Below are 24171 nucleotides of genomic sequence, written 5' to 3'. Positions count from 1 at the left end.
TCGGGCTCGGCGCCCGGCCCGCTCATCCTGCCTGGTGACAGGCGTCTGAGCGAACGTCACCTCCCGATGACGGCCGGGGTGCCGCCCTCCTCGGTGCCCCAGACGTCCGCGTCCTCCTCCAGGTAGTCGGCGGAGGTGACGGGCCTGCGCCCCTGCTCCTCCTCGTCCTCGGCCGGGGAGTTGCCGCCGGTGGTGGCCACCCGGGAGGCGGGGGCGAGGAAGGTGTCGCTGTCCTCCTGGCGGTTCCACGGGCTGCGCCGGCGGCGGTTGCGGCGCTCGCTCTCCTCCGCCGCGTCGACCAGGACGGAGCGCACGCGCTCGCCGTTGCCCTTCTCGCCGCCCCCACCCATGCCGCCCATGCCGCCGCCCATCGGCATACCGGGGGTGCCGGGTGTGCCCGGGGCGCCGGGGGCTCCCGGTCCGCCGCCGGAGCCGCCGCCGGGGACCGCCGCGTTGTTCGTGGCGCTGTCGGAGAGCGGAGAGACCTGGCCGAGGGTCTCCGAGGACGGGAGGTTCGCGCCGGGGAGACCGCCGCCGGAGCCGCCCGCGCCGACCTGGGCGCCCAGGCCCAGCTCCGAGAGGGAGACGTCCCGGTTGGTGGTCCCGTCGCCTCCCCCACCGCCGCCACCGCCGCCACCGCTGCCACTGCCGCTGCTGCCGTTGGCCAGATCCTTGAGTCCGTCGAGATCGAGGTCCCGGTTCCCGTTCGGGCCGTCCAGGTCCCGGTTCCCGTTGAGGTCACCGAGGTTGCCGAGGTCGCGGTTCCGGTCGAGGTCCCGCAGGTCGTCGAGGAAGTCCGGCCTGTCGTTGGCGCTCCCGCGCGAGTTGAGCTCGTCGAGGGTGACCGTCTCGGTCCTGCCCTGGGGGTCGGTGACGGTGGCGATGCCGGTGTCGGGGTCGATGGAGTGCTGGGAGCCGTCCGGGAAGGAGTTGAGGAACCTGCCGTTGTCCAGCGAGGAGACCGAGCCGTCCGGGTTGGTGACCTCGGCCCCGTGGGTGAGGTCGGTGGTGGTCCTGGAACCGTCCGGAGCGATGCTGGTGAGCTGCCCCGTGTCCGGGTCGAAGACGGTCTTGCCGCCGTCCGGGAACGTGGTGGCGAAGTCGCCGTTCTCCAGCCCGGTGAGACTGCCGGTCGAGGACTTCAGACCCGTGTCGCCGGTGTTGAGGTTCCCGAGGTCGCCCAGGTCGTTGATGGTCTGCCGGTCGCCGAGGTCGCCGAGGTCGCCCAGGTCTCCGCGTGATTCGGTCGGCAGGTCGGCGTTGATGTTGCCCAGGTCTCCGAGGTTCGCCAGGTCCCCGATGCTGTTCCGGCCGTTGAGGCCGCCGAGGTTGCCGAGGTTCTCCGTGGTGACGGTGCCGTCCGGGGCGGTGGAGGTTGCCTGGCCGGTCGCCGGGTCGATCTCCTGCTTCGTACCGTCGGGGAACGTCGTCGTCAGCTTGCCGTCGTCGCCGAGGGAGGTCACCGAACCGTCCGGGTTGGTCACTCGGGCGCCGTCGCCCAGATCCTGCGTGGTGACGCTGCCGTCCGGGTGGGTGGTGGTGAGGATCCCGGTGTCCTTGTCGAAGGAGGTGCTGCTGCCGTCCGGGAAGTCCGTGTTCAGGCCGGAGGCGTCGAGCTGGGTCTTGCCGCCGGTCGGGGTGTCGAGGGAGCCGCCCGCCCCGTTGTTGAGGTCGCCGAGGCTGCCCAGGTTCTCGGAGATCGCCTGGTTGGCCGCGTCGTTGGGGTTCCGCGTGGAGCCGGGGCCACCGTTGAGCCCGCCGAGGTTGCCGAGGTTCGAGGTCACCGGCACCGGGCCGCCGCCGGGGTTGGTCGCGTCGCCCGGGTTGTTCACGTCGCCGAGGTTGCCGAGCTTCTCGGTGACCGCGTTGTTCACATCGTCGAGGCTGGGCGTGTTGGAGTCGCCGGGGCCGGGGTTGTTGATACCGCCGAGGTCGCCGAGGCTCTCGGTCACCGGGATGTCCGACTTGAGGTTCAGCAGGTCGTCGAGGTTGCCGAGGTTCTCACCTCCGCCGCCCGGCCCGTTGATGTTGCCGAGGCTCTCCTCCATCTGCTTGGCCTGCTCCTCGGCCTCGCGCTTGGCCTCCTCCTGCTCCCGCCGCTGCTCCTCGCGCAGCTCGTCCTGGTACTTCTTGTCCTCCTCGCGCTGCTCCTCCTGCTCCTTACGGAGCTCCTCCTGGAGCTTCTTGTCCTCCTCACGCTGGAGGCGCTGCTCCTCGCGGAGCTCGTCCTGGTACTTCTTGTCCTCCTCGCGCTGCTCCTCCTGCTCCTTACGGAGCTCCTCCTGGAGCTTCTTGTCCTCTTCCCGCTGCTTGCGCTGCTCCTCGCGGAGCTCGTCCTGGTAGCGGCGGTTCTCCTCGTTCTCCTTCTTGATCTCCTCCTTCTCCTCCTCCAGCTTCTTCTTCTCGTACTCCTCGCTCGCCGTGCCGGTCGACTTGGGCTCGGGTACGTTCTCGGAGAAGTCCTTGGAGAGGTCCAGGAACTGGTTGTTGAGCCGCGACTGCACGATGCGGGCGTTCTTGACGAGCATGTCGTCCACGGCCCGGCTCCAGATGTCCACCGCCTTGTCGCCGACCTTGGCCCAGTTGGCGATGTCGGTGAGGTCTCCGTACTCGGGGTGGACCTGCTTGAATTCGGCCTCCGGCTTGTGGCTGACCGAGGTGGTGTAGCGGTACGTGGTGGACGTGATCTTCGTCCTGGCCACGTTCTCCGTGTCCACCCACTTGGCGAGGTCGTCGAGGACGTAGCGGAGCACCCGGTGCGGGTCGTAGTAGTCGGACTGGGCCCAGGCGAGCCAGTAGCCGAGCAGGTCCCGGGCGGCCTGCTCCAGGTGGGAGCGGCCCAGCGAGAGTGCGCGGGAGTAGACGGTGCTGCCGGTGCCGGTGGCGTCCCCGCTGCCCGCCGTCTCGTTGAAGGTCTCCACGTAGGCGTCGTAGTTCTCGCGGATCTTCTTGATGAGGCTGCGGAAGACCTCCGCGGCCTCGCCCTTCCAGCTCGCGTCGTCCCGCCCGAAGCGGTCCTCCCAGTCCTTCAGCACCGGGGCGTGGTACTTGAAGAACTGGGCGGCGTAGTCGAAGGAGTGGCCGGCCTTGGTGAAGGAAGTGAGGTCGACGGCATCGCCTTCCTTGGCGACCTCACCGCTGAAGCGGCCGTTGGCGCTGTTTCCGCCGTCCAGCAGGGACATGAGCGCCGCCCGGGGCCCGTTCATGTAGCGGGCCAGCGGGATGGTGCTGAACTTGTCCTTGTTGTAGTCGGTGAACTCGTTGCCCTCGCGGACGTCCACGTTGTTGACGTCGGTGGAGTCGGTGCCGGCGAAGATGATCTCGTCGCCGGACTTCACCCGCCCCTCGAAGACGATGCGGGCCTGCATGATGGAGCGCTTCTTCCCGCTGTCGAAGAACCAGATGTCGTAGTCCTGGCCCTTGTTCTGCAGGAAGCCGGAGTCCTTGACGAGGAGGCTGAGGCTGCGCTCCTTGATGTCCATGCGGAAGAGCTTGCCGCCGTGGTCGGAGCGGAGGGTGTCGAAGATCTCGCTGCGCTTGGGCACGGGGTAGCCGGTGATGTGATGGACGAGGTCGGCCCAGTTGTCGGACGATGCCGCGTCCGTGTTCTCGTACTTGTCGACGTTCCCCACGGATGATTCGTCGTACCGGTCGGCCACCGCGTGCCCTCTCTCGTCTCTCGCCGTCCACCCCGTGCTCGGGGTCGGCTAGTTCTCTTCTGTGCCCGAGGACCCGCTGGTGAGCGTGTCGACCTCTTCGAACGTCTGGAGCAGCGTCTGGGCGTCGATCGCGTCCAGGTTCTTGTTCTTGGTCTTGTTGGCCTCTTCGATGGTGTCGGTGAGAGCTTCCTTGAGCTCCTTGAAGAGTTCCATCTGGTCGCCGAGCAGCTTGTCCAAGGAGGTCGCGACCGACTTCACACTCTCGACCAGCGTCGGACCGGAGATCATCTTCTCCCTGCCGATCAGGCCGAGGCGCAGGATCTGCGATGTCTGGTCGAGGTTGTCGGGCGTGGTGTAGCCGCCGACCAGCTCGCTGAGGGGGCGGATGCGGTCCTCGCCCTCACCCTCGCCCTCCTCCTTGTGCTTCTTGGCCTTGGTGTAGACGGGGTGGACCTCGTTGTCGCGGAAGTTCTCCATCTGCTTGAGGTCGAAATGCTTGACGTCGGCGTGCTCACCGGCCATGGGACGTCCTCCTGCGATCGGGCCCGGTTGGGGTCACGGGAACGGAGCTACGGAAGCCGGGGGCCGCCTCCACCGCGTACGGCGGGAGGCGGCCCCCGGCGGGAAGGCTAGCGAGCCCGCACGCCACCCCAGTTGTCGGCGCTCCTGCGCTCGTCACGGGAGTGGTTGTCGTGGATGCTCTGGACCAGCTCACCGCTGTCGCCGAGGAGCAGGGCCATGTTCTTGGTCGCCTGGTCCCACTCGGCCTGGACACCGCGGTACATCGCCTGGTCGTCACCCTCCCAGGAGGTGATGAGCGGCTTGAGCTCGTCCTCCAGGTTGTTGAGGGTGGTGATGATCTGCTGGGTCTGCTGCTTCAGCTCCTCGATCGCGTTGCGGACCGTGGAGTACTGCACATCGATGATGCCGTCGGCCATGACATCTCCTCTCGGGTGGGGGGCGGATCAGCGCAGTGCTTCGAAGACGCCTTGGCTGGTCTTGCTGTTGAGCACCTCGGTGAGGTCCTGGTTCTCCTTCGCCAACCGGTCGGCCGACGTGACGTTCTCCTGGAGCGCGTCCACCATCTTGCTGATCTGGACGACGACCTTCTGGGCCTCGCCGTTCCAGCTGCGGAACAGCTTCAGCAGGGCCTGGCCCTCGTCACCGCCGACACCCGAACGAGCGGCGATCTCCGCGACGTTGTTCTGGATCTTCTCGACCGCGGCCCGGGCCGACTCCAGCGAGGAGACACCTCCCAAGCCCTTGGCATAGTCCGCCCGCCTCTGGCCACTGTCAGCCATGTCGCGCTCCCTTCGTTGAGTGACTCTCATGGCACCGTTGCCCGCTGAGGCTAAAGAGAACTCGCCGTGCGGCGCAACGCATGTCGGGAAGATTTGAGCATAGATCTGTCCGTCAGAATCCTTACATGCCGCTGGAGTTGTCCGAAGGTTTCGGCGAAATGAACGCGTGCCGAGCAGGGTTGGCGTGTTGCGGTCCATACGGACGGGAAACGGGCAACGGGAGAATCCGAACGGTCATCACCGCGGCCCATTCTCTGAGCTTTATCTGAGGTTCCTCTGCGCCGAGTCATGTTCGAAGCTTTACTTTTCCGCGCCCTTTCCCCTTTCTTCGGCACCGTATGGGAGGTATGCCTGAATCATGGCCGGGAGTCGACTGTGTCGCCCTTGCCGGAAGCGCACCGGGGCGCCGTGACCCGGGGCTCCGCGGCGCCGGAGGCCGCGGCGGGGTCCAGGTCCGCGCCGGTCGGCAGCGCCGCGAGGAGCGGTGCGGGCACCGAGCCGATGTCCCCCTCCCCGTACCCGAGCGCGCTCAGGGAGTCCTTGGCCGGGACGCGGTACTTCACGCCGTTCTCCGCCACCAGGTAGGTCGTCCCCGCGTGCGCCGCGCCGCTGGCGTGCAGCGCCCGGACCAGGGCGCCGCGTCCGGGGCGTACGACGGTGGCGTCCGTCCGGGCGCAGGCGTCGGCCACCGGCTGGGCGGCGCCCTGCGAGACCGCCACGGGGGCGAGCCCGGTGAGCGGCACCAGCACCGACCGGATCCGGGCGCCGCCGTTTCCGCCGTCCACCTGGGCGCAGAGCGCGGTGCCCCGGGGCGCGGACTGCGGGACCGGCGGCGTACGGGGCAGCTCGGCGGCGGCTCCGGCGGCGGCCGTCTCCTTGGCCCGGTGCGTACGGAGCGCGTCGGCGCCGACCGCGCGGGCCTCGGGCGACCGGCCCTCGTAGGCGTCCTTCTGGGTGGCCGGGTCGCCCAGCACGAGGGCGGCCTCCAGCCGGGACAGCGGCACCAGGCCGTCCTTGCGCAGCAGGTGGTACGTGGAGCCGCCACCGGGCACGCTGACCTCGAAGAGCTGGCCGATCCTGCTCGGTTCACCGCCCAGCACCGGGCCCTTCTGCCCGCGCCCCGGGACCGCCGGCGGCTTCAGCGTGGGGCCCGGGGCCAGGGCGTCGAGGAAGGCGGCGGAGACGGGCATGGCCTTCTCGGAGCCGTAACCGAGGGCATTGCGGGCGTCGGAGGGGCGGTCCAGGGGCAGTCGGCTGCCCCGCCACACCAAGTACTCGGTGCGGTCCGGGCCGCTCACCAGCACCCCGCGGCCGGCGCCGACGTCCTGGGTCTCCAGCGGCGCCCCGGCGACCAGGGTGGTGGCCCCCGCCCGGTCGACACCCATGCCCGTGACGCCGCCTGCGGTGCTGGGCAGCGCCCCGTCCGGGCCGGTCACGCACATGTGCCAGGCCCCGGTGTCCAGCTGGGCGGGGCCGGGGAGGGTGTCGGGGGCGCCGGGGATGCCGGCCGGGGAGCCGACGGGCACGTCCCGCAGCGAGGCGGTGGAGACGTCCACGGCCTTGAGCTGAGCGCCTCCGATCAGCCGGGCCGAGGCGTAGTTGCGCACCGGGTGGAGCACGCCGTCGGTGCCGGTCCACAGATAGCGGGCCCCGGTCTCCCGGTTGACCACCAGGTTCTCGCCCTTGCGCCAGGTCTCGTTGCCGCCGGGGCGCAGCAGCCCGTAGACGGTGGCGCCCGCGCCGATCAGGACGGTCACCAGCAGGCCGAAGACCACACCCCGGGTGGTCCGGCCCAGCGGGCTCTCGGGGGCGTCCGGGTCGGCCGTCAGCAGACCCGAGCTGAGCCTGGCCATCATGAAACCGTGGGCCTGCACCTGGTCGCGCTTGGACTGCACAGCCTCTCCTCAACTCTTCTTCGATGGAACGGCGATGGAACGGCGTGGACCGGCGTACGGGGGTGTTGCGGCCGGGTGGGTCGTACGGGGAGCCGCTCAGCCGAACAGGCCGCGCAGCCAGCCGAAGAGGCCCGCCACCCACAGGGTGAACGGCAGCAGCGCGACCGCGAGGCCGGTGTGGGCCAGCTCCGCCGCCCGGCCCCAGTACGGCAGCATCCGGCGGCCGGGCACGATCCAGGACGCGGTCACCAGGGCGGCCGCCACGGCGAGCAGCACCGCGAAGACGACCACGCGGCCGTCGGCGTCGCTGTCCACCGCCCAGGCGCGGGCGAGCAGCAGCAGCCCCCAGATCCCGGGCACCGCCAGGGTGAGCCGCTGGCCGATGTGGACCAGGCCCCGGGAGTGCAGGAGCAGCAGCAGGGCCAGCGCGAGCGCGGTGAGCGTCTCGGGCAGGTCCGGGGTGTGGGCCAGGACCGCGAGGGCGGCGGCGGCGATGGTGCCCGTGGCGGCGAAGAGGGCGGTGACCCAGCGTCCGGCGAGTTCGGTGCGCTCGGCGACCTCGTCGCCCGCGTACGGGTCGATGCCCTCCTGGAGCTGTCCGGCGGAGGACGGCAGGGAGGGCATCCGCATTCCGGCCAGTTTGAAGGCGAACGGTGCGACCGCCCCGGCGGCCAGCGCGACGATCGTGGCGACCAGCGCCACGGCGGCGGGCACGTCCAGGCCGGTGTAGCCCATCAGGGCCCCCGAGATCGCGGTGGCGACCGCGACCACGGCGGTGGCCAGCAGGGCGGGGGCGCCGACGGCGGTGGCGGCGAGCGCGAGGACCGCGCCGCCCGCCGCGGCGGCACCGGCGGCGAGCAGCCGGGCACCGACGACCTGGGCCGCGTCCGGCCCGGACACGTCGCCGCCGGGCAGCACCCAGCCGACCAGGGCGAAGCAGGGGGCCACCAGCAGCCCCAGCGCGGTCGCGGAGAGGCGGTCGCCGACCGCGCGGCTGGCGGAGCCGGCACCCGCGAGGAGCAGCACTCCGGCCACGGCCGCGCAGGCGGCCCGGATGGCGGTGGAATCGGCCACTCCGGGCCAGAACACCAGCACCAGCGCGGCCACGACGGTCGCTACGGCGGTGCCCACCAGCAGGCCCCGGGCGGCACCGGCGTGCCAGGTGTGCAGCCGGCGGCCCACCGTCTCGGCGATGCCGTCGACCAGGTCGTCGAGCCGTGCTTCGGGCAGCGCCTCGGTGTGCGGGCGCAGATGGAGCACGGCTCCGTCGGCGAGACCCGCCTGGGCCAGGGTGGTCTCCTCGTCGAGCGGGGCGTCGCCGAGCCGCTGGAGCACCCAGCCGGCGTGGTCGAGGCCGGACTCCTCCGCCTCCTCACCGACGTACCGCAGGAGGGTGGGGAGCAGGTCGGCGACCGGCACGTCGGCGGGCACGGCCAGATCGATGGTGACGCTCGGCGCACGTACGGTCAGGCGGCACGATTCGGCCACCGCACTGTCGGTCATCAGCAGAACTCTCGTCTTCCGTGCGGGCTTTGAGGAAGCTTCCCCGGGGAGAAGGAATGTGCGAACAGTACGGATAAGTCCGCGCGGCTGTGAACCGGGGCGCCGGGCAGGGGAATTGTCCCCGCACACCCGGCGCCCGCCACTCCCGCGTGGACAGGGCGCGTTCCGTGAATGCAGACTACTGCCTGCGGCCACCGGCCGTACTGCGGGCCGGGGTGAGCAATCCGGCAAACGGGCGGCCATCACGGAAGTTGACCGCTCCCGCTATCCGCCCGAAACATTCACCCGGCGTTCATCGGGGCACCCGCGCCCGAGGAATCCGACGGGTACGGTCTTTCCTCCTTCCGGACGGGCCGGTATTCGGAGCGGGCCGGAAAGTCAGTGAACCGGAGGTTCTCTTCCTTGAGTGTCGTGCTGTTTCGCCGCCCGGCCCGCAGGCGCGGTCCGGAGATGCCCGAGGGGCAGTTGACCCTCCAGGAGCCGCCGGTCCTCGCCGAGACGGTGCCCGACACCTCGGCGGTGTGGACCTATCTGCCGATGGCCCTGATGTCGGTGTCGATGATGCTGATGTTCCTGCGCCCCGGCGGTGGGAACGGCGTCTTCATGTATCTGGCGATGGGCGTCATGGCGCTCTCCGCCGGCGCCATGCTGCTGGGGCAGCTGATGCGCCGTTCCAGCGAGCGCAAGCAGCGGCTCAAGGGTGAACGCCGCGACTACCTGCGCTACCTGGCGCAGACCCGCAAGCGGGTGCGGACCACCATCGCGGAACAGCAGCGGGCGCTCGCCTGGCGTCACCCCGAGCCCGCCTCGCTCCGCTCGCTGGCCCGCACTTCCCGGCTGTGGGAGCGCCGCCCGGCCGACGAGGACTTCGGCGAGGTCCGGCTCGCGGTCGGCGAACAGCAGCTGGCCCTCACCCTGAACCCGGTCTCCACCCGCCCGGTCGAGGACCTCGAACCCCTCTGCGCGCACGCCCTGCGCCGCTTCATCCGCGCCTACTCCACCATTCCCGAGCAGCCCCTGGGCCTCTATCTGCGCTCCTCGGCCCGGATCCTGCTGCGCCCGGAGGAGACGCCCGACGGGGAGGCTCCCGGTGCGCAGGCCCCCGAGCACGACGACGTACGGGCGCTGGTGCGGGCCATGCTCGGACAGCTCGCGGTGTTCCACGCGCCGGAGGAGCTGTGGATCGCCCTCTGCGTCAGCGACGAGCGGCGGCCCGACTGGGAGTGGGCCAAGTGGCTGCCGCACGTGCTGGATCCGCACGAGGAGGACGGGGCGGGGCAGGCCCGCCGGATCACCGCCGACCTCACCGAGCTGGACGATCTGCTCGGCGCCGAGTTCGCCGAGCGCCCCGGCTTCGACCCGGACGCCCGCCCGGGCCGCGACGAGCCGTACACGGTGATCGTGCTGGACGGTGTGAGCGTCCCGGAGGGCCACCGCTGGGAGGGCCACGGCTACCGCAACGCCCTGATCCTCGACGTGTCGGGGGCGCTGCGCTGGCGCCCCGGCCGCAACACGCTGCGGCTGACCGTGGGGCCGGACCAGGTGAGCCTGGTGCGCACCGACCGCAGCCGCAAGGAGCGCTCGGTGCCGCTGGGCCGCCCGGACCGGCTCGGCCCGCTCGGCGCCGAGTCGCTGGCCCGGCTGCTCACCCCGCGCCGGATGAGCCTCGGCACGGACATCGCGCAACCGCTGGACAACGACGTCGAGCTGACCACCCTGCTCGGCATCCCCGATCTGCACCGGCACGACCCACAGACCCTCTTCGACCGGCACTCCGGCTCCGGCCGGCTGCGGGTGCCGATCGCGGTCGGCGTGGACGGCCGCCCGGTCGAGCTGGACATCAAGGAGTCCGCGCAGGGCGGCATGGGCCCGCACGGCATGCTCATCGGCGCCACCGGCTCCGGCAAGAGCGAGCTCCTGCGCACCCTGGTCCTGGGCCTCGCCCTCACCAACTCCTCCGAGACCCTCAACTTCGTCCTGGTCGACTTCAAGGGCGGCGCGACCTTCCTCGGCCTGGAGGAACTCCCCCACACCTCCGCCGTCATCACCAACCTGGCCGACGAAGTCGCCCTGGTGGAACGCATGCAGGACGCCCTGCACGGCGAACTCATCCGCCGCCAGGAGCTTCTCCGGTCGGCGGGCAACTACACCTCGGCGCTGGAGTACGAGCGGGCCCGCGCCGCCGGGGCGGACCTCGCGCCGCTGCCCAGCCTCTTCGTGGTGGTCGACGAGTTCAGCGAACTCCTCTCCACCCACCGGGAGTTCATGGAGCTGTTCGTGATGATCGGCCGCCTCGGCCGCTCGCTGGGCGTGCACCTGCTGCTCGCCTCGCAGCGCCTGGACGAGGGGCGCATGCACCAGCTGGAGAGCCACCTCTCGTACCGCATAGGGCTGCGCACCTTCTCCGCGATGGAGAGCCGCGGTGTGCTCGGTGTGCCGGACGCCTACGAGCTGCCCGCCGCGCCCGGCAGCGGCTATCTGAAGTCCGGGGTGGAGGCGCTGACCCGGTTCCGGGCCGCGTACTCCTCGGGGACGTACCGACGTCGCACGGGGGCCGTCGTGCAGGCCCGGGTGGCCAGCCAGGTGGTGCCGTGGACCAGCGGGTGGGTGGTGCCCCGCACCCTGGAGACCCCGCCCGAGCCGGAGCCGGAGACGGAGGAGGCCGAGGACGAGGAGGCGCTGCTGGACGTGGCGCTGGAGCGGCTCCAGGGCTCCGGGCCCGCCGCGCACCAGGTGTGGCTGCCGCCGCTGGACGAGCCCTCGCCGCTGGACGCCCTGCTGCCCGGCATCGAGCCGGACAAGGTACGCGGCCTGACGGCCGCGCGGTGGCCGGGCACCGGGAAGCTGCGGGTGCCGGTCGGCCTGGTGGACAAGCCGTTCGAGCAGCGCCGCGACCCGCTGATCGTGGACCTGTCCGGGGCGGGCGGCCATGTCGCCGTGGCGGGCGGTTCGCAGAGCGGCAAGTCGACGCTCGCCCGTACGCTCATCGCCGCGCTCGCCCTCACCCACACCCCGGCCGAGGTCCAGTTCTACTGCCTGGACTTCGGCGGCGGCGGCCTCTCCCAGCTCGCCGCGCTGCCGCACGTCGGCGGGGTCGCGGCGCGCCTCAACCCGGAGCGGGTGCACCGGGCGGTCGCCGAGGTCATGACGCTGCTCGCCCGCCGCGAGCAGTTCTTCGTGGACCACACGCTCGACTCCATGCAGTCCTACCGCCGCCGCCGGGCCGCCGGGGAGTTCCCCGACGAGCCGTTCGGCGATGTGTTCATGGTGGTGGACGGCTGGTCCACGGTCCGCCAGGACTACGACGACCTGATCCCCAAGTTCAACGAACTCGCCGCCCGGGGCCTCAACTACGGCATCCACCTGATCATCACCACCACCCGCTGGGTGGAGCTGTCCGCGCAGGTCCGCGACCAGGCCGCCACCCGGCTGGAGCTGCGGATGGGTGACCCGATGGACTCCGAGATCGACACCCGCAAGGCCCGTACGGTGCCGCGCACCGGCGGCCGGGGCATCACCTCCGACAGCAAGATGCACTTCCTCGCCGGTCTGCCCCGGCTGGACGGCAGCGGCTCCCTGGAGGACCTCGGTGAGGGCGTCGCCCATCTGGTCGCGGAGATCGGCCGGCACTGGTCCGGTCCGTCCGCCCCGCAGGTACGGATGCTCCCGCACCGCCTCCCGGTCTCCGAACTCCCGGCACCCGAGGCGACCGAGGGCGGCGGCATGCGCCTGGCGCTCGGCCTCGACCAGGACGCGCTGGAGCCGGTCTGGCACGACTTCAGCCGGACCCCGCACCTGATCGCGGTCGGCGACACCGAGAGCGGCAAGACCAACCTGCTGCGTCTGATCACCCAGGGCATCACCGCGCGGTACACCCCCGCGGAGGCGAAGATCATCGCGGTGGACTACCGCCGCACCCTGGTGGACGCCATCCCCGAGGAGTACCGCATCGGGCACGTCATCTCCCTGGACAACCTCAACGAGACCATCGAGGGGGCGGCCCGAGCGATGAAGACCCGGGTGCCGGGGGCCGACATCTCGCCCAGCCGGATGCGCAGGTGCGACTGGTGGACCGGTCCGCGCCTGTTCGTCCTGGTGGACGACTACGACATGGTCTCCGGCAACTCCTTCCAGAGCCCGTTCGAGCCGGTCTTCGAGCACCTGACCCTCGGCTTCGAGATGGGCCTGCACCTGGTCGTCGCCCGCAGCGCGATGGGCGCGGGACGCGGGCTGAGCGACGGTCTGATCCGCCGCCTGGACGAGGCCAACAACCCGGCCGTCCTGCTCTCCTGCCCGCCCACGGAGGGCCGCCTCTTCGGCAACGCGAAGCCGCTCAACCTGCCGCCGGGCCGGGCCCTGCACATCCAGCGGCGCAAGCCGCGGCTGGTGCAGACGGCGCTGGTGGAGTAGCGCGCCAAGAGGTACGCCGGTGAGTCACGCCGGTTGAGTCACGCCGGTGAGGCGCCCTCCCCCGACGGGAGGGCGCCTCACGCGTTCAGCTCTCGGTCGCGCCTGCTCCGGCCGGGCGCCAGCCCCGGGCGCGGGCCCGGGTGAGGGCGAAACCGGCCCAGAGGAGGGAGAGGACGCCGGCCGACCCGAGGAGCACGAAGAGGGTGGCCCGGCCGGTGGCGCGGTCGGTGTCGGAGGTGTCGCGTACGGCCACGGGCTCGGCGGCCCGCTCCGGACCGGCGGCGGGCGCTCCGGCGGCGCCGAGGACCGTGGTGACGGCGGCGTAGGCGTCCAGCTGGGGGATGTCCGCCGGGTACGCGGTGGCCGTCAGCCGACGGGTGAGCGCGTCGGCCGGGTCGTCGGGGTGGGTGGCCCGGACGGCGGCGGCGGCCCCGGCCGCGTACGCGGTGGCCACGGCGGTGCCGCCCCCGAGGTAGTGGCCCTTGCCGCGCGGTCCGCCGGAGACCACCCCGGCGCCGGGCGCGGCCAGGTCGACGGTGTCGGTGGACAGCGCGCCGTCCGGGCGGGTGCCGCCGGGCAGCATGTCGGCGACGGCGAGGACACCGGGTTCGCCGGCGGGCCAGTAGGTACGGGAGGGGATCTCGTCGCCCGAGCCCCGGGACGGCGGGTCCGGGGTGGCGGCGGCGACCACCACCGCCCCGGCCTTCCGGGCCTCGGCGACGGCCCGGGTGAGCGCGGCCTCCTTGCGCGGGAGGGCCACCGCGACCGCGATGACGTCGGCCTTCGCGGCGGTCGCGGCCCGTACCGCCGCCGTGACGAGCGTGGAGTCCGGTTCCCCACGCCGGTCGGTGCCGCGCAGAGCGAGGATCCTCGCACTCGGGGCGACCCCGGCGAGGCGCGCGGTCGAGCCCCCGGTCCCGGCGATCAGCCCGGCCAGGAACGTCCCCTGTCCCACGCAGTCGTCGGCGGCCTGGCCCTGGACGGTGACGCGGCCGTCGAGTCCTTCGGCCCCGGGGTCGACACCGGTCGAGATCAGCGCGACGGTCACGCCCGCCCCGGTGGTGTGCCGGTGCAGCCGGTCCAGATCGAGGCGCTGGCGGGACCAGTCCTGCTTCTTCGCCTCCTCCTTGGAGGCGGGCGTGCAGGCGACGGTCTCGGCCCGGGGGTCGAGTGCGGTGGGCATGCCGGGCAGCTCCTGGCCCTTCGGCCCGTCGGCGGCGGGAAGGGCCGCCGGGCTACGGGAGGGGGGCGCGGCCTGGGCGGGTGCGGCCGCGGGCAGCAGCAGGGCGGCGGCGAGCCCGGCACCGTACAGCAGGCGGGTCGTCCCACCGGCGGGCGGCCTCACTGGCGCACCGCCTTCGGCGCCACGGCTGTGACGTCCGCCGGGAGCAGGATGCGCAGGTCGTCCAGGGTGGGCGCGGCCAGTGAACTGAGCCTGCCCGCCTGGCGGGTGACCATCGACTCGACCACCTGGCGGGCCAGGCGGGCGTTGCCGAAGGAGCGGTCCCGGGGCAGCGCGTCGAAGTACTCCTTGAGCAGCGGGCCGGTGCCGGGCCCGCATTCGTACCCCATGTTCGCGGCCTGGGTGCGGACGATGGTGACCAGCTCCTCGGAGGAGTAGTCGGCGAAGGCGATCCGGCGCGGGAAGCGGGAGGAGAGGCCGGGGTTGGAGGCGAGGAAGCGTTCCATCTCGTCGGTGTAGCCGGCGACGATGACGACGACCTCGTCGCGGTGGTCCTCCATCAGCTTCAGCAGGGTGTCCACCGCCTCCTGCCCGAAGTCGGCGCCGCCGCCGCGCGGGGTGAGGGTGTAGGCCTCGTCGATGAACAGCACGCCGCCCCGGGCCTTTTCGAAGACCTCGCGCGTCAACTGGGCGGTGTGGCCGATGTAGCGGCCGACGAGGTCGGCGCGGGCCGCCTCGATCAGCTGGCCGCGTGCCAGGACGCCGAGCTGGGTGAGCACCTCACCGTAGAGGCGGGCGACGGTGGTCTTGCCGGTGCCGGGCGGGCCGGTGAAGACCAGGTGGTTGCTGAGGGTGGGGACGGGGAGCCCGGCGGCGGCCCGGTGGCGGGCGGTGGTGATGAGGTTGACCAGGTCGGCGACCTCGCGCTTCACCTCGGCCAGGCCGATCATGTCGCCGAGGCGGGTGAGCGGGTCGTCGACCGGTGCGGCGGTCTCGGAGGCGGTCGCGGCGGCGGTGGCGGAGACGTCGTCGGGGAGCAGCAGCCGCAGATCGCGCTCGCTGACCTGTGCCTGGGCGGAGAGCCGGACCGCCTGCCGGTCCACCATCTCCTCGAACACCCCGCGTGCGGCACGGCCGTTGCCGAATCCGGCGTCCCGGTCCATCGCCCCGAAGTGGGCGGCCAGCGCCTCGGCGGTGCCCTCACCCAGCTCGTACTGGTGCTGGGCGCACATGCTCTCCATGATCGCGACCAGGTCGTCCACGGAGTAGTTCTCGAACTCGACGGTCCGCGAGAAGCGGGACGCCAGGCCCGGGTTGGAGGAGAGGAAGGAGTCCATCTCGCGGGAGTAGCCGGCCGCGACCACCACCACGTCGTCGCGGTGGTCCTCCATGAGCTTCAGCAGGGTGTCCACGGCCTCCCGGCCGAAGTCGGCGCCGCCGTTGCCGCTGTCGGCGGTGAGGGTGTAGGCCTCGTCGATGAACAGCACGCCGCCGAGGGCCCGTTGGAAGGTCTCGGAGGTCTTGATGGCGGTGCCGCCGACGACCTGGGCGACGAGGTCGGCGCGGGAGACCTCCACCAGGTGGCCGCTGCGCAGCGAGCCCAGCTCGGCGAGGATCGCCCCGAAGAGGCGGGCGACGGTCGTCTTGCCGGTGCCGGGCGGGCCTGCGAAGACCAGGTGTCTGCTCATCGGCGGTGCGGGCATGCCGAGCTGCTCGCGGCGCTGGGCGAGCTGGGTGAGGTTGACCAGGGTGCGGACCTGCTGCTTGACGTTCTCCAGGCCGATGAGCGCGTTGAGGGCGCCGAGGGGTCCGTCCGCCCGGTCGGGGGCGGGTCCGTCGGCGGCGCCGGAGCCGGCCGGGTCGGTGTTCTCGGCGCTGCCGCTGCCCCAGGCGTCCCGCTTGCCGTTGGAGACGCTGTTGAGGCCTTCCACGGCGAGCCGGTCGCCGGGGGCGGTCTGCACCAGGCCGCCGCCCTCGTTCTCCCGGGCGGTGCAGTTGACGAGCGAGACGGGCGCGGTGGACTCCACGCGGAAGCCGTCCTGGGCGCCGCCGCCCACCTCGCAGCCGCTGAGCGAGGCGAGCGCGCCCTCGCGGAGCAGGAAGCCGTGGCCCTTGGGGGCGTGCACGGAGGTGCGGTTGGCGGTCAGTTCGCCGCCCGCGGCGACGACCACGCCCTCCTCACCGGAGATCTCGACGCGGAAGTCGCGGACGGTGACGTTGCCGCCGTCCTCCACGATCAGGCCGCTGGTCGCGGTGTCGGAGACCCCGCCGCCGGCCAGGTAGAGGGTGGAGCCGGAGGCCACTCGTACACCGGCGCCCTTGGGCCGGACGATCTCGCAGTCCTCGACGCGGCCCCGGGCGTCCCGGGAGGCCGCGATGCCGTCGCCGGCGGGCTCGACCAGGCGGGCCCGGCGCAGCAGCGGGTTGGCGCCGCCGAGCAGTGCGACGGCGGGCGAGGAGCCGATCACCTCCAGGCGGTCCAGCTCGGGCGCCGCGTCCTCCTCCAGGAGCAGTCCGGCCCCTTCGCAGTCGCGGACGGTGAGCCCGGTCAGCGCCGGGGAGGAGGCCCCGGCGACCCGGAGCGCGGCGCCCTGCGCGCCGTCCACCCAGCAGTCCTCGAAGGTGCCGCGCGCCCGGTCGGTGACGACCACGCCGTGCCCGCGTACGCGCGAGACGCGGCAGCGGCGCAGGACGGGGTCGGTGCCCTTGGCCAGGGCGATCCCGTTGCCGGAGGCGCCGGTGACGCGGACGTCCTCCAGGGTGGTGCGGCCCGAACTGCTCAGGTGGACGCCGGTGCTGGTGTCGTGGACGACGGTCCGGACGACGGAGACGGCGGAGTTCTCCTCCAGGGCGATGGAGGGCTTGTCGGTGGAGGAGATGTCGCAGTCCTCGACGGTGCCGCGGGTCTCGCCGTTGGCGAGGAGCCCGTTGCCCCGGGCGCCGCGTACGGTGCAGTCGCGGATGCGTGCCTCGCCCTGCTCGGCGAGGACGATGCCGCTGGTGCCCAGGTGTTCGAGCGTGCAGGACTCCACGGTGGTGGGCGTGGTGGAGGTCACCACGATGCCCGCGCCCTGCGGGTTGCTCACCCGGCAGTCCCGCAGCGCGAGGGAGCCGGTCCCGCCGGCCAGCATCGCGGTCCAGGCGGCGCCGACGATCTCGCAGCCGTCGAACGCGGCCTGCCCGCGCCGCACATCCACGGCGGGCAGCTCGGCGTCGCCGCCGCGCAGGGTGAGTTCGGAGACCATGACGGCGTCGGCGCGCAGCGCGATGACGCTGCCCGTACGCGGCCGGATCTCCACCGTGCCCCGCCCCTCGGCGGCGGTGAGGGTGACCCGGGTGTGGATCACCAGGTTCTCCGCGTACGTTCCGGGCCGGACGCTGATGAGCGCCCCGGTGCGGGCGACGGCGAGCGCCTCACCGATCGTCGAGAAGCGGTCCCCGGGGCCGACCGACAGTACCTGGCGCGACACGCACCAACCTCCTTGCTACGGCGGCGCCCTGTCCGGACGCCCCTCTTCGCCGGGGCGCGGTGCGGCGCTCCGGCGATGCCATCATGCCTGGCCCGGGGCGGCACGCGGAGGCCGGGAGCGGAACCCCGGGTCCACGGACCTTCCGGTCAGGTGCTCCACTTCTGGTTGTCGTTGCCCGTGCACTCCCACAGGATCAGGTAGGTGGACGGGCCCCGGCTCTTGCTGTGGTTCGGGATGTCGACGCACTTGCCGACGACGGTGTTGACCAGGTCGTGGGCGCCGTTGAGGGTGAACTTCTGGGCGGCGGAGCCGTTGCACCAGGCGAGCTGGATGGGGGTGCCGTTGTTGAAGTTCGCGTTGGCCACGTCCAGGCACTTGTCCTTGGCCCGGATGGTGCCGTCGGAGCCGAAGCGCCACTGCTGGGCCTCGGCGCCGTTGCAGTCCCACATGAACAGCGGCTGGCCGTCGTTGAAGTTGTGGCCGGGTACGTCGAGGCAGCGGCCGGAGAGATGGCTGCGGAAGGAGACGGGCCCGCTGAACGTGACGGCGGGCTGGGCCTTGGCGGGCTGGTTCTTGGCCCCGCCGCTCTCCTTCTTGGGCTGGGCCTTCGGGCTGTCGGCCTTCTTCGGCGCATCCTTGGCGGCCGTTTCCTTCTTCGGCGGTGCCTCCGGGCCGGCTCCCTCCTTCGGCGCGTCCTTGCCGCCCCCCGACGGAGCGGCGGGCGGGGGAATGGCCGGAACGGCGTTGCCGGCCTTCTCGGCCGCCCCCGCGTCCTCCTTCTTCCCCTTGTCGTCGTCGGCGGCCGCGCTGGTCTCGGGCGCGGTGACGGCGAACTCGCCCGGCGCCTCCGGCCCGCTCCCGTCGAGCACGGTCCCGGCCGCCGCCGCGTTCGTCTGCCGGGGCCCGTCGTCGTTGTTCCCGGCGAGCACGAGGAAGGGCACCGACACGAGCAGCGCTCCCACGACCGCCGCGCCCGCGAGTGCGGCCTTGCCCGGCCGCCCCACGGGGCCGGCCTGCTGCTGCGGCTGACCGATGGCGGTGGCGCTCATGGTCCGTACGAGGGCGGGGAGCCGGCTCTGGGCGGCGGCGGAGGCACTGGGGTCGGGGTCGGAGTCGGCCCCGGGGGTTGCGGGCTGGGCCTCGGCGGTTCCGGCCGGGGACTGGGAGGTCGCGGACCCGGGCCCGGCGGCTGCAGTGGCGGCAGGGACAGCGGCCTCAGAGGACTTGGGCGCGCCGGACTTCTCCCCCTCGGGGGCCTGAGGCTCGCCGGACGCCTCCCCCTTCGGGGACTCCGGGGCGGCTGCTGCTTCGCTCTTCGCCTGTGCGGGCGCGGAATCGGGCGCGGCTGCCGTATCAGGCGCGCCGGAAGCGCCGGAGGCGAGGGGAGCGGCGCCGGCGGCGGAGTTCACGGCGGTGCCCTCGCCCTCGGCACCGGACTCCGTACGAGCCTCAGGAGAAGCGTGGGTCTGCTGGGACGACGAACGCGTCACTGGGTCCTCCCTGTGGTGTGGGGCCAGGGTTCGGTTGGATGGGGGTCGCCCGCCCCGGCCACGGGGGCGGGGTCCAGGGGCCCGAGAAGGCTGTCGGCCGGGACGAGCAAGGGCGCCGCGGCACCGGGGTTGACCGACAGCACGGCTCCGGCGGCCGTCACCGACCTGGCCAGCTCCCGGGCGGACAGCGTGTCATGGTGAAGTGCCGCTGACATGAATTCATGTGTGGGTGAGGTGAACAGGAGCACTACCGGCGCCCCGTCCCGCCCGGCGGCCAGGAGCGGCCCGCCGTCCGGTCCGCGTACGACGGAGACATCCGCCTCGGCGAGAGCGGCCAGCGCCGCCTCGACCGTGCCGTATCCGGTCGCGGCCCGCTGAGCGGCCGCGTCGACCGGATCGGTGGGCTCCGGCCACCCGAGGACGCGGGCCGAGGGCCGGTACGCGGGGTTGGCACGGTACTCGGCCACTTCCCCGCTCGCGTCCGACTGCCACTCCCCCAGCACGGCCCACCCCGGCGGCGTCCGCTCCTCGGTCCACTCCGGATCGACAATCCCGATCCAGTGCCCCGGCGCCCGACGGGCCGCGTCCTTCACGGCATCCGGCACCAGGGAGGCATCGGGCACCGGAGGGGCATCGGGCAAGGCCGACGGAGCGCCCTGCGGGCCCTCTTGCGGCTCTCCGGTCGGATTCTCCACCTGAACTCTTGGCTCCGTACGACTTCTTGAGCGCCGAGCGGTCTGAGCGCACGGCCGACAGTGATCAGATCGGGAAGCCAACAGGATGTCATACGAGCTTCGTTCACGGCGCGCGGCAGGAGATCCGAATGGCCTGGTCACGTGCCCGTTTACTGCCCGAACGGAGAACTTACCGGGACCAGTGAGGCGCAGGCGGACAAAGCGCCGGGAGCGTAAAGGGCGAGACACCGCCCACACTCCCCAGGACGGGCTACGTTGGGCGCGCCACCGAGGAGGAGTCACCGCATGCCCCCCGAGCCCCCCACCCCTGGCGCCACGGCAGCCACCGCCCGCGCGGAGGAGCCCACCCCCGCGCCCCCATCTCCCACCGCACCGGCGGAGGAGACGCAGACCTCTCCCCCGAAGGCCGAGCCGGAGCCCACCGCCTCTGCCTCTGCCACGGAGGAGCCGCAGGCGAAGGCGCCCGCCACACCGGGAGCCACTGCCGCACCGGAAGCCGCTGCCGCACCCGAGCCCACCGTCACACCCGAGCCCGACGCGCCGGCCGAACCCTCGCCCCCGGCCGCACCGGCCGAGACGGCCGAGGAACCCAAGGAACCCGGGGAGGCCCGCGCGGAGGGCGCCGCCCTCGCAGCGGCCGTCGCAACCGCACCGGAGACCAGGACACTGACGGCCGTCGACAGGGGCCGCCCCCGCACCCCGGTCCTGGCGGGGGCCGTGTTCATCGGCGCGGCCCTCGTCGCGATCCCCGTGCTCCTGATGGGCAGCGCGAACGACGAGGAGCCCCGTAACACCGGGACGGCACCGGTCGCGGGGAGCGCCGACACGGTCCTCAACCCCGAGACGGCTCCGGCGGCCCTGGAGGACTACGTGGCGGTGAAACCCACACCGTCCGCGACCGAACAGAAGAAGATCACTCCACCGAAGGCCGCCCCCGCCCCGGCCGCCCCCGCCCCGCAGCCCGGCACGAGTGCCCCCACCGAGAAGCCGAAGCCCAAGACCTCCCCGGAACCGAAGCCGAAGCCGAAGCCCAAGACCTCCCCGGAACCGAAGCCGAAGCCCAAGGCGGCCCCGAAGCCGAACTGGGGCACCCAGACGGTCTCCGCGACCAGCTCCATCGGCGTCGGCCAGTCCTGGGCCACCAACCGCATCCGGATGACGATGCAGCAGGACGGCAACCTCGTCGTCTACAACGAGCAGAACAAGCCCGTCTGGGCGGCGATGACCTTCGGTGAGAACCACCGGGCGATCTTCCAGCCCGACGGCAACCTGGTCATCCACAACGGCGACGACCGCGCGATCTGGGCGTCCAAGACCCACGATTTCGGTGGCGCGCAACTGGTCCTCCGCCCGGACGCCAAGGTGGTGATCGTCCACAACGGCAGGGTGGTCTGGTCGACCTGACCGCCCGGCGGGCAGGACGGCCTCCGGGGTCACGTTGTCCTGCCACATGGCAGATCTGACTCGACGCGTCGCTGGTCGTCCCCAAGGACGCGTCCGAGCCGTTCGGTCTGCCCAACTCGGATCCCTGGAACTGGCTGGCCCACTGGGACTCCGGAGGGACTCCCGGCACCGGGAGCTTCCCCTCACCGCCCCCGCCCGGCCGTGCCCTCTGGTTCGAGCCGACCCTCGCCGAGCTCGGGCCCGTACTGTCCACGTCGGACCATCAGATCTGGTCGTCGGCGGTCGACGAACTGACCTCGTTCCCGCCCGGATCACGCGCACTGATCTGGATCCGCCGAACGGACGGCCGAGGCCGCGAGGCCGTGGGGTGGCTGGTCAACGGACTCACCACGGCGACAGGAGTGCTGTTCGACGGCGCGTCCGGTGAACCCGTGTCCTTCGACCCGACCGGAGTCCACGCCCTGCACGTGATCCGCTACCGCTGACGCCACGGCCGTACGCCGCCCCACTCCTGCCCCGGGCCCCGCCAGCCCTGACACCCCGTCAACCACCGCGTGTACCGCGACGGCCGCCTCCACCCCACATCGTCGTCGACCAGGGTGGGGCTCCACAGTCCCGGTCCGCCGTGGACGAGGCGGGTGGCCGACCTTCACGGGTGGCCGTCCCACCCGTAAAGGTCCTTCCGGCCGGTATGCGCCGGGCTACGGCGCGTCCGTGAGGATCTCCGTCGCGACGCCCATGTGCAGCCGACGGGTGTGGTCGACCGTCCGTACCGGTCCCGTCAGCGTGACCCGGGCCGTGAGGCGCGGGTCGGTGCTCGACGCGCTCAGCCGCAGTTCGAGATCGCCCGGCTCGACGATCCGGTGGCCCTCGCGGCCCGTGAAGGACGTGAGGTCCGCCGGGACCGTCAGCCGTACCCTGGCCATCCGACCGGGATCCAGGTCGAGGCGTACGTACCCGATGAGGCGCTGCACCGGCTGGACCACGGAGGCGACGGGGTCGTGCAGATACACCTGGACCACTTCGGTCCCCGGCCGCGCACCGGTGTTGCGGACGGTGCAGGAGAGCGTGAACTCCCCTTCCGTAGAAGCTCGTCCGCACTCCACGATGAGGCCGCTCCACACGAAGGCGGTGTACGTCAGGCCGTGGCCGAACCCGAACGCCGGGGTCGGATCGACACTGGACACCTCGCTGGAGTGGCCCAGCCGCGCCGCCAGGTAGGTGGAGGGCTGGGAGCCCGGGTGGCGCGGCACGCTGACGGGCAGCCGGCCGGAGGGTGCCGTACGGCCGCTGAGCACCGAGGCGATGGCCCTCGTTCCTTCTTCGCCGGGGAAGAACGACTGCACCACCGCGGCCGCCTCGTCCACCGCACGGCCGAGGGCGTAGGGGCGTCCGGCGAGCAGGACGACGACGACGGGGGTGCCCGCGTCGAGGAGGGCGTCGAGCAGCTGCTGCTGGACCCCGGGGAGCGCCAGGTCCTCCGCGTCGCAGCCCTCCCCGCTCGTACCGCGCCCGAAGAGACCGGCCCGGTCGCCGAGTGCGACGATCACGAGGTCGGCGCCCCTGGCCAGTTCGACGGCCCCGGCGAAGCCGCCGCTGTCCGGGCCGTCGATGTCCGCACCCCGCGCGGTGACGATCTCGCTGTGGGGGAACTCGGCCGCGCATGCCTCGTACAGGGTGGGCAGTTCGATGCCGAGCGGGGCCTCGGGGTGCTGACCGCCGACGTGGACGGGAAAGGCGTAGCAGCCGAGCACGGCCGTCGGGGTGTCGGCGTTGGGCCCGATGAGGGCGATACGGGCCGGGGCTCCGGCGGGCGCGTCCGCCGGCAGGGGCAGGGTGCCGTCGTTGCGCAGGAGGACGACGGCCTGTTCGGCGACGCGGCGGGCGAGTGCGCGGTTCTCGTCGGTGTCGAAACGGACGGTCCCGCGCAGCCCCTCCGGGTTCCCGCCGGAGGAGCCGCCCCCTCCCACAGGGCCGTCCACGCCTGTGGCTCCGGCGAGCGCCGGCGGCACCGGCCCCCAGTCCTCGTCCAGCAGCCCCAACTGGGCTTTCTGGACCAGCACTCGGCGTACCGCACGGTCCACCAGCGCCTCGGGGACGAGGCCCTCGGCGATCGCGTCGGTGAGCGGGCCGCCGAAGGTCTTGACGGTCGGCAGTTCCACGTCCACTCCCGCGCCCAGTGCGGCGCCGGCCGCTTCCCCGAAGGTCCCCGCCACGCCGTGCAGCGTCTTCAGGAACGCGATGCCGAAGTAGTCCGCGACGACGGTCCCCTCGAAGCCCCAGGTGTCGCGGAGCAGGCCGGTCAGCAGCGACCCGTCGGCCGCGGAGGGGATTCCGTCGGTGTCGGTGTAGGCGTGCATGACCGACCGTACGCCGCTCTCGCGTACGGCCATCTCGAACGGGGTCAGGATGACATCGGCCCGCTCCCGCGCGCCCATGCCGACGGGTGCGAGGTTGCGGCCGGCCCGTGAGGCGGAGTAGCCGGCGAAGTGCTTGAGCGTGGCGACGATCCCGGCCGACTCCAGGCCCCGCACATAGGCGGTGGCAACCGTCCCTACCAGGTACGGGTCCTCGCCGATGGTCTCCTCGACGCGGCCCCAGCGTGCGTCGCGTACGACGTCGAGTACGGGGGCGAGCCCCTGGTGCACGCCGACGGACCGCATGTCGCGGCCGATCGCTGCGGCCATCTCCCGGACCAGCTCCGGGTGGAAGGTGGCGCCCCAGGACAGCGGCACCGGGTAGGCGGTCGCGCCCCAGGCGGCGAAGCCCGCAAGGCATTCCTCATGGGCGAGCGCCGGTATGCCGAAGCGGTTCGCCCCGGCGATGCGCTCCTGGGTGCGCGCCAGCGAGAGGGCCCCCACGGCCGGGTCGACCGGGGCCGTTCCGAACGGGCGGGTCAGCTGGCCGAGGCCGTACGGAAGAAGGTCGTCGAGGGCGACGGCCTCCTCCATGTCGTGCTGGAACGGGGCGACTTCGGCGCCGTCGTCGGAGGCGCCCACCCAGACGCCGAAGAGCTGGGAGACCTTCTCCTGGAGGGTCATGGCGGCGATCAGGGCGTCGGCCCTGGCCTCGGGAGCGAGGGTGGGATCGCGCCAGGGCCCGGTGCGTAGGTCGGTGGCCACGGCGGATGTCCGCACGCCGGCGGTCACCTTCTCGATGCC

14 protein-coding genes are annotated in these 24171 nt (G+C 72.5%); 3 read left to right on the top strand and 11 right to left on the bottom strand.

Annotation, left to right across the window (positions count from 1 at the left end; all coding sequences use genetic code 11):
- Positions 1–56: 56 nt before the first annotated feature.
- The 6 genes from IF17_RS0128085 to eccD form a co-directional block, all read right to left on the bottom strand.
- Positions 57–3659: an AAWKG family protein gene (locus IF17_RS0128085; RefSeq protein ID WP_030571555.1), complete on the bottom strand. Its 3603-nt coding sequence runs from the start codon at positions 3657–3659 to the stop codon at positions 57–59.
- A 48-nt stretch (positions 3660–3707) separates the two neighbouring features.
- Positions 3708–4181 carry a type VII secretion system-associated protein gene (locus tag IF17_RS0128080; RefSeq protein ID WP_018516199.1) on the bottom strand — a complete coding sequence of 158 codons (474 nt, stop codon included), beginning with the start codon at positions 4179–4181 and terminating at the stop codon, positions 3708–3710.
- 107 nt (positions 4182–4288) lie between these two features.
- Positions 4289–4597: a WXG100 family type VII secretion target gene (locus IF17_RS0128075; protein WP_018516200.1), complete on the bottom strand. Its 309-nt coding sequence runs from the start codon at positions 4595–4597 to the stop codon at positions 4289–4291.
- Positions 4598–4624: 27 nt separating this feature from the next.
- The gene (locus IF17_RS0128070; protein ID WP_003970669.1) at positions 4625–4960 is read right to left on the bottom strand and encodes a hypothetical protein; all 336 of its coding nucleotides are present in this window, start codon (positions 4958–4960) and stop codon (positions 4625–4627) included.
- A 356-nt stretch (positions 4961–5316) separates the two neighbouring features.
- On the bottom strand, positions 5317–6855 hold the full coding sequence (eccB, locus tag IF17_RS0128065; RefSeq protein ID WP_030571551.1) for a type VII secretion protein EccB: 1539 nt from the start codon (positions 6853–6855) through the stop codon (positions 5317–5319).
- Between the two features lie 96 nt (positions 6856–6951).
- Positions 6952–8358, bottom strand: a complete 1407-nt coding sequence (gene eccD / locus IF17_RS0128060; RefSeq protein ID WP_030571548.1) for a type VII secretion integral membrane protein EccD — start codon at positions 8356–8358, stop codon at positions 6952–6954.
- Positions 8359–8760: 402 nt separating this feature from the next.
- Here eccD and eccCa point away from each other — a divergent pair, with 402 nt between their 5' ends.
- A complete protein-coding gene (gene eccCa / locus IF17_RS0128055; RefSeq protein ID WP_237667204.1) occupies positions 8761–12768 on the top strand; it encodes a type VII secretion protein EccCa in 4008 nt (1335 codons plus the stop codon).
- Positions 12769–12853: 85 nt separating this feature from the next.
- On the opposite strand, the gene IF17_RS0128050 is transcribed toward eccCa, so the two are convergent.
- The 4 genes from IF17_RS0128050 to IF17_RS0128035 form a co-directional block, all read right to left on the bottom strand.
- Positions 12854–14113, bottom strand: coding sequence for a S8 family serine peptidase (locus IF17_RS0128050; RefSeq protein ID WP_030571542.1), 1260 nt, complete (start codon positions 14111–14113; stop codon positions 12854–12856).
- Positions 14110–17421 (bottom strand): right-handed parallel beta-helix repeat-containing protein, encoded by a 3312-nt coding sequence (locus IF17_RS0128045; RefSeq protein WP_030571539.1) that lies wholly within the window; start codon positions 17419–17421, stop codon positions 14110–14112. The genes IF17_RS0128050 and IF17_RS0128045 overlap by 4 nt, the downstream gene beginning before the upstream one ends.
- 146 nt (positions 17422–17567) lie before the next feature.
- The gene (locus IF17_RS0128040; RefSeq protein WP_030571536.1) at positions 17568–18911 is read right to left on the bottom strand and encodes an RICIN domain-containing protein; all 1344 of its coding nucleotides are present in this window, start codon (positions 18909–18911) and stop codon (positions 17568–17570) included.
- The gene (locus tag IF17_RS0128035; RefSeq protein ID WP_078616066.1) at positions 18908–19552 is read right to left on the bottom strand and encodes a type VII secretion system-associated protein; all 645 of its coding nucleotides are present in this window, start codon (positions 19550–19552) and stop codon (positions 18908–18910) included. The genes IF17_RS0128040 and IF17_RS0128035 overlap by 4 nt, the downstream gene beginning before the upstream one ends.
- A gap of 339 nt (positions 19553–19891) precedes the next feature.
- Here IF17_RS0128035 and IF17_RS0128030 point away from each other — a divergent pair, with 339 nt between their 5' ends.
- Positions 19892–21010, top strand: coding sequence for a mannose-binding protein (locus IF17_RS0128030; protein WP_030571530.1), 1119 nt, complete (start codon positions 19892–19894; stop codon positions 21008–21010).
- A 362-nt stretch (positions 21011–21372) separates the two neighbouring features.
- Complete coding sequence (locus IF17_RS1000000140155; protein WP_256859253.1) at positions 21373–21495, top strand: hypothetical protein; 123 nt, start codon at positions 21373–21375, stop codon at positions 21493–21495.
- A gap of 216 nt (positions 21496–21711) precedes the next feature.
- Here the strand turns inward: IF17_RS1000000140155 and IF17_RS0128020 are convergent, their stop codons facing one another.
- Positions 21712–24159, bottom strand: coding sequence for a beta-xylosidase/alpha-l-arabinosidase (locus IF17_RS0128020; protein WP_030571526.1), 2448 nt, complete (start codon positions 24157–24159; stop codon positions 21712–21714).
- Between the last annotated feature and the right edge of the window lie 12 nt (positions 24160–24171).

Source organism: Streptomyces cyaneofuscatus (assembly GCF_000718135.1).
GTDB lineage: Bacteria > Actinomycetota > Actinomycetes > Streptomycetales > Streptomycetaceae > Streptomyces > Streptomyces cyaneofuscatus.
Note: the sequence above shows the minus strand (reverse complement) of the source record. Positions and strands in the feature narration are given on the sequence as shown.

Coding starts and splice junctions, on each gene's coding strand:
- IF17_RS0128070 (WP_003970669.1), bottom strand. CDS start 4,960: ATGGCTGACAGTGGCCAGAGGCGGGCGGACTATGCCAAGGGCTTGGGA.
- IF17_RS0128030 (WP_030571530.1), top strand. CDS start 19,892: ATGCCCCCCGAGCCCCCCACCCCTGGCGCCACGGCAGCCACCGCCCGC.
- IF17_RS0128080 (WP_018516199.1), bottom strand. CDS start 4,181: ATGGCCGGTGAGCACGCCGACGTCAAGCATTTCGACCTCAAGCAGATG.
- IF17_RS0128075 (WP_018516200.1), bottom strand. CDS start 4,597: ATGGCCGACGGCATCATCGATGTGCAGTACTCCACGGTCCGCAACGCG.
- eccD (WP_030571548.1), bottom strand. CDS start 8,358: ATGACCGACAGTGCGGTGGCCGAATCGTGCCGCCTGACCGTACGTGCG.